Annotated in this window: 13 protein-coding genes; 11 read left to right on the top strand and 2 right to left on the bottom strand. The window is 35.0% G+C overall.

What is annotated here, in order from left to right:
- The first annotated feature begins 97 nt into the window (after positions 1–97).
- From Q5760_RS15120 to Q5760_RS15085, 8 genes are all read left to right on the top strand, one after another.
- Entirely contained in the window at positions 98–607 is a 510-nt protein-coding gene (locus Q5760_RS15120; RefSeq protein ID WP_428908464.1) for a peroxiredoxin family protein, read from the top strand.
- Positions 608–840: 233 nt separating this feature from the next.
- Positions 841–972 (top strand): FbpB family small basic protein, encoded by a 132-nt coding sequence (locus tag Q5760_RS15115; protein ID WP_428908463.1) that lies wholly within the window; start codon positions 841–843, stop codon positions 970–972.
- A gap of 123 nt (positions 973–1,095) precedes the next feature.
- Positions 1,096–1,239, top strand: coding sequence for an acid-soluble spore protein N (locus tag Q5760_RS15110; protein WP_338469360.1), 144 nt, complete (start codon positions 1,096–1,098; stop codon positions 1,237–1,239).
- 144 nt (positions 1,240–1,383) lie between these two features.
- Complete coding sequence (locus Q5760_RS15105) at positions 1,384–1,626, top strand: YkuS family protein (protein WP_428908462.1); 243 nt, start codon at positions 1,384–1,386, stop codon at positions 1,624–1,626.
- 140 nt (positions 1,627–1,766) lie between these two features.
- Entirely contained in the window at positions 1,767–1,988 is a 222-nt protein-coding gene (tlp, locus tag Q5760_RS15100) for a small acid-soluble spore protein Tlp (protein ID WP_428908461.1), read from the top strand.
- Between the two features lie 164 nt (positions 1,989–2,152).
- Entirely contained in the window at positions 2,153–4,486 is a 2,334-nt protein-coding gene (locus tag Q5760_RS15095) for an AAA family ATPase (protein WP_428908460.1), read from the top strand.
- A gap of 36 nt (positions 4,487–4,522) precedes the next feature.
- Positions 4,523–4,939, top strand: a complete 417-nt coding sequence (locus Q5760_RS15090; RefSeq protein WP_428908459.1) for an acyl-CoA thioesterase — start codon at positions 4,523–4,525, stop codon at positions 4,937–4,939.
- A 58-nt stretch (positions 4,940–4,997) separates the two neighbouring features.
- Complete coding sequence (locus Q5760_RS15085; protein ID WP_428908458.1) at positions 4,998–5,291, top strand: hypothetical protein; 294 nt, start codon at positions 4,998–5,000, stop codon at positions 5,289–5,291.
- Between the two features lie 13 nt (positions 5,292–5,304).
- On the opposite strand, the gene Q5760_RS15080 is transcribed toward Q5760_RS15085, so the two are convergent.
- Both Q5760_RS15080 and plsY read right to left on the bottom strand, forming a co-directional pair.
- Positions 5,305–5,523, bottom strand: coding sequence for a hypothetical protein (locus Q5760_RS15080; RefSeq protein WP_428908457.1), 219 nt, complete (start codon positions 5,521–5,523; stop codon positions 5,305–5,307).
- A gap of 197 nt (positions 5,524–5,720) precedes the next feature.
- Positions 5,721–6,308, bottom strand: a complete 588-nt coding sequence (gene plsY / locus Q5760_RS15075; protein WP_428908456.1) for a glycerol-3-phosphate 1-O-acyltransferase PlsY — start codon at positions 6,306–6,308, stop codon at positions 5,721–5,723.
- A gap of 267 nt (positions 6,309–6,575) precedes the next feature.
- On the opposite strand from plsY, the gene Q5760_RS15070 reads away from it, so the two are divergent.
- The 3 genes from Q5760_RS15070 to parC all read left to right on the top strand — a co-directional run bounded on the left by Q5760_RS15070 (position 6,576) and on the right by parC (position 11,816).
- Positions 6,576–6,989, top strand: coding sequence for a CoA-binding protein (locus Q5760_RS15070; protein ID WP_428908455.1), 414 nt, complete (start codon positions 6,576–6,578; stop codon positions 6,987–6,989).
- Positions 6,990–7,401: 412 nt separating this feature from the next.
- Positions 7,402–9,378: a DNA topoisomerase IV subunit B gene (gene parE / locus Q5760_RS15065; protein WP_428908454.1), complete on the top strand. Its 1,977-nt coding sequence runs from the start codon at positions 7,402–7,404 to the stop codon at positions 9,376–9,378.
- Complete coding sequence (gene parC / locus Q5760_RS15060) at positions 9,375–11,816, top strand: DNA topoisomerase IV subunit A (RefSeq protein WP_428908453.1); 2,442 nt, start codon at positions 9,375–9,377, stop codon at positions 11,814–11,816. The genes parE and parC overlap by 4 nt, the downstream gene beginning before the upstream one ends.
- Positions 11,817–11,901 lie beyond the last annotated feature (85 nt).

Here is an 11,901-nt window from a genome sequence, read left to right as displayed (position 1 = left end):
CGTAGGGTGCTTTTAACTAATAGAATGAATGTTTTTCATAATTTTAGGCTTTTTAGGTAAATCTATGTATAGCAACGAATGAAATGGAGGTATGATTTTGCTAAAAAAAGTGATCGCCGCTGTACTGTTGCTTGGATTAATGACCGTTGTTGTGGTACAAGCAATGGAGCCAGATAAATCGAAGGATAACCTTCCTGGTTTAGCAATTGGCAATCAGGCTCCTGATTTTGAATTAAAGACCTTATCGGGCGATACGGTAAAACTTTCTGATTATCGAGGAAAAAAGGTGATGCTCAATTTTTGGGCAACATGGTGTCCGCCATGTAAGGAAGAAATGCCAGATATGGAGCAATTTTATCAAAAAAATAGTGAAGATATCGTGATTCTTGCGGTAAATATCGATCCACAGTTTAATGTACAAGAATTTGTTACGGATATGGGTCTCACATTTCCTATATTATTAGACGAAAAAGACGTGGTTAATTCGCAATATCAAGTATTAACAGTTCCTACAACTTATTTTATCGACGAGAAGGGAATAATACGACATAAATATTTAACAGCTATGACCCAAGACATTATGAAGAAGTATATAGATGAAATGTAAAACACTGATACTTTTTTATCAGTGTATTTTTTTATTGAAAAATTATTTATAAAAATAATGAAATAAGTGACTTTTCTCACAATAATAAAATGATTTCCTTGTTATAATGTCAATATAAGTTAATAAATGTCGAAATTGGTCGTAAAGAAATCAATTTTCGAAAATTTGTAATAATTATCACGGTTTTTGGTCATAATAACGTTTACAATAGTATGTAAGGTAGGTGAATGAAAATGAGAAAACCAAGAAAACGTTCTTTTACTGAATTGGTTAATGAGAATAAACTTCAACTATTACGTGATCAAAGTGCTATTGAAAAAATTGAAGAGCGCTTAGAGAAAAAACATCTAAGTAAAGCTGAATAACATACATTACCATTTGTAAAAGCCCTATGATAAGGAAACAATTTTACTTGAGGAGTAACCTCTTAGCTTCATTTGGCTGGTAATAACATACTCTTGAATGTTCCATAACAAGGAGGATTACAAATGGGAAACCCAAAGAAAGATAGTAAACACTTTGTTCCAAGTCATATTGGGACAAAGTCACGAAGTTTTGGTGGTAACAAAGGAAAGCAAATGCAAGATAATTCTGGTCAGCATGCACAAGTGATGCAGACAAAAGGTGAATAATAAAGCTAAGAGAAATGTCTATTAAGGCATTTCTCTATTTTTTTTATTAGCCACAAATGATTTACCAATCAAAGTAACTATAATATTAAATGAATACATATAAAACTTAATTAAGGAAAAATTATTGATGGAGGAGGTGTAATCATGCAAAAAATTGCTGTAGAAGATTCATTAACTAATGTTCAACAAGCATTGCGTGAGAAAGGATATGATGTTGTTGAACTGAGTGGAGAAAATGTACAAAACTGTGATTGTTGTGTAGTGTCTGGCTTAGATACTGATGTAATGGGTATGCAAGATGCTTTAACCAAAGGTTCTGTAATTGAGGCAACTGGTCTTTCAGCTGACGAGGTAGTCAAGCGAATTGAAAATAAAATGAATCATTAATCAGTAGTATTCCGTTTAGAATAGAATCTTTTGTTACTGGAACTATACGAAAAACCCCTATCCATTAGGGGTTCTAGTGTAACATAATCAATGTCAAACAAACGATACCTATTTAAATATGGTTTAAAGGAGGATGAATCATGAGCTATAACAACAGACCGAATCCAGACGATAGAAGTGATAATGTTGAAAAGCTACAAGAAATGATTGTGAATACAGATGACAATATTCGTAAAGCGGAACAAACGATGCAAAATCTAAGTGGCGAGGATCGTGCAATGGTCGAGGCAAAGAATGAACGCCGCCGAGAAAGTATCGAGGCTATGCGTGCAGAAATCAAAGATGAAAACCGTGCACACTAATTTACATGAAAAGTTCAACCCACTGGATGCTCTTTCAGTGGGTCTTTAAGCTAATCTCCTTTTTCTATCTTCCCATGAATGAATCTCCAAAGAATATTCCCTTTTAAAAAATATGATAGAATAGATTTTGATATTTAAATAAGGTAAAAGAAGTGGTGCAAAACATGAACAAATTACAAAGACAAAATGAAATAAATGACCAGATACAATATTGGGATCAACAAATAAATGAAGTTGGAGTTATTGAGGATGACAGTGAAATCATCAAGTTACTGCAGAAGATGAATGTAAGTCAAAATGATAACCATGAAATGGCTTCAAAATTACTAACATTCTTAGCCGTATCATCTGCTTCAAAAGGTAAAAACGAATCCATTGTACAAACGTGGTTAGAAAGAGCAATTAAATTAGATCCAACGAATATGAGAGCAAAAGAATATTTAAATCATTATGAATGGAAAAATATCGATGGTTTATTTGAAGATTTACAGTTCCCTCCCATACGGGAAACGGATAATAAACAAGCAAAAAGGGAGGCAGTCCTACAATATATTACAATTTGTCAGGAATTTTTAGATACAATTGAAGATCAAATAGAATCATTATCTAATCTTAAAAAATCAAAAAATGAGCCCGAATATGATCAAGTGGAAGTATTATTAAACTCGGCATTTGAGGAAGTCGCACTTCTATTAAAAGCAGCAACGGATTATGAAGGTTCAATGGTTGGTTCGTTTTATACGTCAGCCTACTATGATGAAATGAAAAAACACTTAATAGCGTTAGAAGATTTAAAGAGACAATGGAATGAAGTATTCACCATTGAATCAGAAGAAGTGGTCGATCAAGAAGGAGCACTCCAGTTATTAAATCATATGATTGGACTCGATTCGATCAAATCGAGAGTAAATAATTTTTATCAATTTTTCAAATACCAAAAAATAAGAAAAGAGAAGGGGTTTCAAACGAAAGATGAAGTTAGTTTGAACATGATCTTGACGGGAAACCCTGGAACGGGAAAAACAACAATTGCTCGGTTATTTGCCCAAATTTATTTTGAACTTGGAGTTCTTCCTAGAAAAGAAGTCATTGAGGTAGATCGTTCACAATTAGTCGGTGCTTTTGTCGGACAAACAGAGGAAAATGTACGAACAGCAGTAGAAAAGGCATTAGGCGGGGTCCTATTTATTGATGAAGCTTATAATTTAAAAAGAGAAGGTCAATCAGGGAATGACTATGGGCAGGTAGCCATTGACACACTTATTTCACTGATGACAGGCATAGAATATGGTGGAAAATTTGCTGTCATTCTTGCTGGATATCCAGATGAGATGAGACAATTTCTCGATTCGAATCCAGGTTTAAGGAGTCGTTTCCCTTTGTCCAATCATTTAACATTGCCTGATTATACAAATGAAGAACTAATCAAGATCGGGGAAAAATTTGCTGCGGATAATGACTATCTTTTAACCGAGGATGCGATCATTGCATTAGAGGATCGAATTGAGAAAGAAAGAGTAGACGATTCTTTTGGAAATGCACGAACCGTTCGGAATATCATGTTAGATGCCATCTTTAATAAGGGGGCTCATCATAAAGCCGATGATGATATTTTGGGTTATTCTTTATTGGATAAGGATGATTTTATACAAACTGAAAGGGAAATTAAAATTGACCCAGAACGGAAATTGAATCAATTAATTGGTTTAGAAAATGTCAAAAATGAAATAAGTTCAATTATTTCATTTGTAAAAATGCAAAAGATTCGCAGGGATCATGGATTACCCCTTGTGCCGATTCAACTGCATACTGTTTTTACTGGAAATCCAGGAACCGGTAAAACAACGGTTGCCAAAATATATGCAGAGCTTTTGAGAGAATGTGGCTTATTGAAGAGGGGGCATTTGATTGTTACAAGTCGTGCTGATTTTGTCGCAGGATATGTGGGACAAACGGCTATAAAGACGAAGCGGAAAATACGAGAGGCCTTAGGGGGGGCTCTTTTTATCGATGAGGCCTATTCCCTGTTGGGGCAGTCCTCTGGAGATTTTGGCAAAGAGGTTATTGACACACTTGTGGATGAAATGACAAAACATAACGAAAACTTAGTTGTCATTTTAGCAGGGTATTCAAATGAAATGAAACTACTTCTTGAAAGTAATCCAGGTTTAAAATCTCGATTTAAAAAGTTTATTGAATTTAAGGATTATCGTCCTGTTGAACTAGTTCAAATTATGAAATCATACGGTGAACAATTTGATTTTCATTTAACCACTGAGGCACAAGATTGGATTATTTCCTATCTGTCAGATAAACCCGTTGCAGGAAATGGTCGATTTGCCACGAATTTAATGAATGAAGCGATACAGGTCCAAGCACAAAGGCTGATGGCAGAAGAGAAGCCTCTCTCTCCTAAGGAAGTAACCATTATTGAGAGAATAGATATTGAGATAGCTTTTAATAAAATAGTAAATAATCCATTCAATATTGTAAAATAATGTATGACAAACAGTAAGTAGATGGGAGAGGGAATCATGTATATTTCAAAAAAAGAAATTCAACTTTTGTATGCTGACACAGATATGATGGGGGTCATGTATCATGCCAATTATTTAAAATGGTTTGAATTAGGCAGGACCCAATTAATTGAAGATATTGGCTTTAGTTATGTTGCAATGGAGGAAAAAGGCTATTTTGCACCTGTATATGATGTTTACTGTGTATATAAAAAACCAGTCAGATATGGAGATACGGCATTTGTAAAAACATGGGTAGATTCTAATGATGGTTTAAAAACAGTCTATGGTTATAAAATCGTAAATGAAGAAGATATGATTTATGCAGAAGGTACAACGACTCATATTGTTGTTAAAAAGGATAATTTTAGGCCTGTCCAATTTAAAAAGAGTTTTCCTGAGTGGTTTCAAAAATACGAAGAGATTAAAAAATAGAGTAGGGATCTTAGTTTTAGATCCTTTACTCTGCTAAAGTGAAGCGGAGGGGTTTAATTTGGCCTTTGGAATCACAAGAAAAGAATTATTGGAGTGGAAAGCAAAAATTGATCAAGGGGAAATTGCTTTTCTAACGCATTACTGGATAGATGAGCGATTTCCCAATTGTAAGACTGTAACTAAGGTCGGATGTAATGATATTACTAAACTGATTAACTGGGGTAAACAGTACGACTTAAAACCAGAATGGATTGATCAACGACAAAATGGTTATTCGCACTTTGATTTACTAGGTCAAAAGCAAATAGATATTCTGAAAAAAGAAGGCTTAACAAGTCATATTTGGGCATAATTCAGTTTTTGTATTATACAGGAACGGATTTTTCGATTTCCTCGTGTTCGTAAACATCAAATTCTTCTAAAAATAAAATCAGTTCGTCAAAATTATGAATGACTCTGATCGGTTCTTCTAAGGGTTCATCTTGAGCTTCGGGTAGATCGTAGAGTTCAATAATGAAATCCTCTGGATTATCAGTTGTATCTAGAGAGGTTATATACAGATAATTCTCTTCATTATTGTTCATACCTATTACCCTCTTTCTATTTTTGATACTTTTATTCTATCTTAAAAACAGTTCATTTTTCCTTGTGATTATGTCGTTTTTTTTACATCCTCATGTCAAAAAGTTGAACAACTAAAATACGCAAGTTACTCATAAACGGTAACTTGCGTAATGAAATATTATTTTTAAAAAAGTTATGCCTGTTAAATAACCTTAGATTATCCTAACCATTTAACCTTTGGCTCTGTTTTATCTATGATTCGTTTAATATTGGATCGGTGTCGGTAAACGACAAAAGACAGTAACAAAAATACAACAAGAATAAGTGGGAGATCTTGTACAATAATTGAATAAATAAGTGCTACAAGCCCAGCAAACATAGAAGATAATGAAACATATTTAGATAGATATAAGCAAATAAAAAAACCACTAATCATAATAATAAACATAAATGGTGCGTAAAACAGTAATACTCCCCCAGAAGTCGCGACAGCTTTCCCTCCGCGGAATCCTGCAAATAATGGATAAGTATGACCAATGACAGCAAAAATTCCTGCTACTAAAGCATGCATATCAGATTGAAAGAAAAAAGGCAATGCAGCAGCCAAAGTTCCTTTTAGAATGTCCGATATGGTAACAGCGAGACCTGCTTTAACTCCTAATACGCGAAACGTATTTGTGCCACCCAAATTTCCGCTGCCATGTTGTCGGATATCTATTCCATAAAATCCTTTTCCAATAATAAGACCAGAAGGAATAGATCCTATCAAATAAGCAAGTAAAATAATAATTCCAATTTCAAGCATTCAAACTCTCCTTCTTTAAACCATTCCTCTAATTTATTTTCATAAATTAGTCATTATTTGGCATCATTGTATCTTTAAGTTACCACCTATTTATGATGTTTTCAATTATATTTTCTTATTCCTTTTATTAAATATAAAGTCCTTCTACTTTAGAAAAGTTTTTTAAGAGGTTGCAAAAAGATACTGATAATTTCTACAATATGTTAGACTTAAGAAAGTGTGGGAAAACTAGTAAAGGTTCAATATTATTATTTTGGAGGGATTACAATGACTGTAGAAAATCCGTCAAGAGATGAAATTCGTGAAATTTTAAATAAGGCAAAAAGAATTGCTGTAGTGGGCTTAAGTGATAATCCTGAAAGAACTTCCTATATGGTTTCCAAAGCAATGCAAGACGCTGGTTATGAAATCATCCCAGTAAACCCAAAAGCGGATGAAATCCTTGGTGTGAAAGCAGTATCCAGCTTAAAAGAAATTGAGGGACATGTTGATATTGTTGATGTATTTCGCCGCTCTGAATTCTTATTAGATGTAGCGAAGGAATTTGCTGAAATTGATGCAGATGTATTTTGGGCACAGCAAGGTCTAGTAAATGAGGAAGCTTATAGCTTTTTAAAAGAAAAGGGTTATACCGTTATTATGGATCGATGTATTAAAGTCGAGCATGCATTAACTAGATGAGTAAAGAAAAAGCATGTACCTAATTATTAGATACATGCTTTTTCATTTCTTCCCCAAATGTTCAAAAATTATCCACAAATATTCTCTGAACAGGGATGTTTTTCCTCATTTTGATAAAAACTCATTTGCCAAAATCAAATAAATCGATACAATAAGACATGGACTCGAAATTATATGATATGATTGAATGAGGAACATTTGTTCTAACGATAAGAGATAAGAAGTATCTGTTTTAATTAAGATTAGTTGGTTTATAAAATAATTTTTAGTCATTTTTGATTATAAAAGAGGATTATACTTTTAAATGAAGCATAACAAGAAATTTATATAGTATTTAACAGACTAACTATATTTAAGAAACTTTTTTCAACACATGCTTTTGTCTTTGTATTGAAATGAAAGGGGTATGTTTATGGCGAAAAATCAACCAGCTTTTGATTATAACGATGATGCCATACAAGTACTAGAAGGTCTTGAGGCTGTCCGTAAGCGACCTGGGATGTACATTGGAAGTACGGATGCAAGAGGTTTACATCACTTAGTATATGAAATAGTAGATAACTCAGTAGATGAAATATTAGCGGGTTACGGTGATCAAATCATTGTGAGGTTACATAAAGATCATTCCGTTAGTGTTCAAGATAAAGGTCGTGGAATGCCTACAGGGATGCATAAAATTGGAAAACCAACACCTGAAGTCATCCTTACGATCCTCCATGCTGGCGGAAAGTTTGGACAAGGTGGATATAAAACAAGTGGTGGTTTACACGGTGTAGGTGCTTCTGTTGTAAACGCCTTGTCAGAATGGCTTGTCGTCACCATTAAGCGCGATGGCATTATATACGAGCAACGTTTCGAAAATGGAGGTAAACCCGTAACAACACTCGAGAAAATCGGAAAAACAAATCAAACGGGAACAACGATTCATTTTAAACCGGATACAACGATTTTTTCTACAACCTCTTACAACTATGAAACGCTATGTGAACGACTTCGGGAATCTGCCTTTTTATTAAAGGGAGTTAAAATTGAAATTATTGATGAGCGAAATGATTTTCATGATGTTTTCCACTATGAAAACGGATTAGAAGCATTTGTAGATTACTTGAACGAAGAAAAAGATGTGCTCCATCCTGTAATCAGTTTCAGTGGTGAACAAAACGGAATTGAAGTCGACTTTGCTTTTCAATTTAATGATGGATATTCAGAAAATGTTCTTTCTTTTGTCAATAACGTTCGTACGAAAGACGGCGGTACCCATGAAGTAGGATTAAAAACGGCTGTGACAAGGGCTTTTAATGAGTATGCACGTAAAGTTTCTTTATTAAAAGAAAAAGATAAAAACCTTGATGGATCTGATATTAGAGAAGGTTTTTCAGCAATTGTTTCAGTACGGATTCCAGAAGAAATCCTTCAATTTGAGGGACAAACAAAGGGAAAACTAGGAACAAGTGAAGCTCGTTCTGCAGTAGATTCGATTGTTTCTGAGAATCTTGCTTATTTTCTTGAGGAAAATCCTGATATTAGTACGTTATTAGTAAAAAAGTCGATCAAAGCCTATCAAGCCCGTGAAGCAGCTCGAAAAGCTAGAGAGGATGCCCGTTCCGGTAAGAAACGTAGACGTGAAACCATTCTTTCGGGAAAATTAACACCTGCTCAATCTCGTAATCCGAAAAAAAATGAATTGTATTTAGTTGAGGGAGATTCTGCCGGTGGCTCTGCAAAACAAGGTCGTGACCGACGTTTTCAGGCTGTTTTACCGTTAAGGGGTAAGGTTATTAATACAGAAAAGGCAAAGTTGGCTGATATCTTTAAAAATGAAGAAATTAATACCATGATCTATACGATTGGAGCGGGTGTAGGACCTGACTTTCAAATAGAAGACGTGAACTATGATAAAGTCATCATTATGACAGATGCTGATACAGACGGTGCCCATATTCAAGTATTGTTATTAACCTTCTTTTTCCGTTATATGAAACCACTAATTGAAGCTGGAAAAGTATATCTTGCCTTACCACCACTTTATAAAGTAAGTAAAGGTTCCGGTAAAAAAGAAATTATTGAATATGCATGGAGCGATGAAGATTTACAAGCTGCAATTAATAAGGTGGGCAAAGGATATATTATCCAGCGCTACAAAGGTCTTGGGGAAATGAATGCAGACCAATTGTGGGAAACCACAATGAATCCAGAAACAAGAACGCTTATTCGAGTTCGAATTGATGATATTGCACGAGTTGAACGAAGGGTTACAACTCTAATGGGTGATAAGGTTGAACCACGTCGTAAATGGATTGAATCAAATGTGGCGTTTGGATTAGAAGAAGATGGAAGTATTTTAGAAAATGAAAATATTTCTATGTCCGAGGAGGTTGATGCTGAATGAGTTCTGAAATATATAGAGACCTCCCGTTAGAAGAAGTCATTGGGGACCGCTTTGGCCGCTATAGTAAGTATATAATTCAAGATCGGGCCATTCCAGATGCTCGTGATGGTTTGAAACCAGTTCAACGCAGGATTTTATATGCGATGCATGTAGAAGGGAACACCCATGAAAAAGGTTTCCGAAAATCTGCGAAAACAGTTGGGAATGTAATTGGCAACTATCATCCCCATGGTGATACCTCTGTATATGAAGCGATGGTTAGAATGAGTCAGGATTGGAAAGTTCGTAACGTTTTAATTGAAATGCATGGAAACAACGGTAGCATTGACGGGGATCCTCCAGCCGCTATGCGTTATACCGAAGCTAGATTATCAGCGATCGCTTCTGAGTTGTTACGAGATATTGATAAACGAACCGTTGATTTTATTCCTAACTTTGATGATACGTCAAATGAACCAACTGTATTACCTGCAACTTTTCCTAATTTATTAGTAAACGGATCAACTGGTATTTCAGCAGGTTATGCGACTGAAATTCCTCCACATAATCTTGGGGAGGTTATTGATGCGGCGATCCATCGTATCGATCATCCGAATTGTTCCGTTAATGATTTAATGGAATTTGTTCAAGGACCCGATTTTCCTACAGGTGGCATAATTCAAGGAATTGATGGAATCCGCAAAGCCTATGAAACAGGTAAGGGTAAAATTATTGTTCGCGGTAAAACAGAAATTGAAACGGTCCGTGGTGGAAAGCAGCAGATCGTTATAACTGAAATTCCGTATGAAGTGAATAAAGCGAATATGGTTAAAAGAATCGATGAGCTACGACTTGATCGTAAAGTCGAAGGCATTGCTGAAGTTCGAGATGAAACCGATCGTACTGGTTTGCGAGTGGTCATTGAACTGAAAAAAGAGAGTGATGCGGAAGGTGTTTTAAATTACTTGTTTAAAAATAGTGATTTGCAAGTAACCTACCATTTTAATATGGTTGCGATTTATAATCGCCGTCCACAATTAATGGGACTTCGCGAATTACTTGATGCATATATTGATCACCGAAAAGATGTCATAACAAAAAGGTCTCAATTTGAATTGCAAAAGGCTAAGGATCGTGCTCACATTATCGATGGTTTAATGAAAGCACTATCGATACTAGATGAAGTAATTGCAACGATTCGAGCCTCAAAAGACAAACGGGATGCTAAAAACAACTTAATGGTTAAATTTGAATTTACAGAGCCGCAAGCAGAAGCAATTGTTTCCTTGCAATTATATCGGTTAACAAATACAGATATTACGGCATTAAGGTTGGAAGCGGAAGAACTGGCAAAGAAAATTGAAGAATTAACGGCTATTTTAAATAACGAGAAAAAGCTTCACTCTGTAATCAAAAAAGAATTAAAAGACATCCAAAAACGAATTGCGGATCCGCGAAGAACGAAAATTGAGGCTGAAATAGAGGAAATAAAGATTAATTTAGAAGTCTTAATTGCTAGTGAAGATGTGATTGTAACAGTAACGAAAGACGGATATGTGAAACGGACAAGTCAACGATCTTATGCAGCATCAAATGGTCAGGATTTTGGAATGAAGGATTCCGACCGAATGCTTGCTAAGCTGGATATGAATACAAAAGATGTTGTATTGCTTTTCACAAACAAGGGAAATTATTTATATTGCCCTGTTCACGAATTACCAGATATTCGATGGAAGGATATGGGACAACATATCGCCAATATTATTCCAATTGATCGTGATGAATCCATCGTATCGGCTATAGCGGTTAATGATTTTGAGCAGGATCAGTTTCTCCTGTTTGTTACAAGAAATGGAATGGTGAAGAAATCAGAGTTAAAGCAGTATAAAGCGCAAAGATATTCGAAACCTTTAGTTGCCATTAACTTAAAGGATCAGGACGAAGTTATTGATGTGCATATTACCGATGGGACAAAAGAAATTTTCCTCACTACCTATATCGGATATGCCCTTTGGTTTAGTGAAGAGGAAGTAACCCCAATTGGTACTCGTGCTGCAGGTGTGAAAGGGATTAATTTAAAAGACGGCGATTTCGTCACTGGTGGGAAAATAAAGGATATTAACGACAACCCCTCAATAGTGATTGTCACACAGAGAGGCTCTGTTAAGAAAATGAAAATAACAGAGTTTGAATTAAGTTCAAGAGCTAAACGTGGAGTGGTTATTTTACGAGAATTAAAAGCAAATCCACACCATGTAGTTGGTTTTGTTTTTGCTAATGAACAAGACACCATCTTTATTGAAACGGAAAAAGGCTTAATCGAAACGGTTCATACCAAAGATTTGCGTTTTAATGATCGATATTCAAATGGATCTTTCTTATTTGATGAAGCTGATAGTGGTGCAGCAAAAACCATATGGAAGGTCGAACAAGAAGAAGTTTTAACGGAAGAAAAATAAGGTGAATCATAAAAACCTTTAAAACATGTTGTCATATTAAACATGTTTTAAAGGTTTTTTACATGTTTTTTCCATTCTTGGACAA

Source organism: Niallia sp. Kr1, assembly GCF_050389805.1.
GTDB lineage: Bacteria > Bacillota > Bacilli > Bacillales > Cytobacillaceae > Bacillus_BD.
The sequence above is the reverse complement of the archived record's forward strand: the minus strand, read 5'-3'. Positions and strand labels throughout refer to the sequence as shown.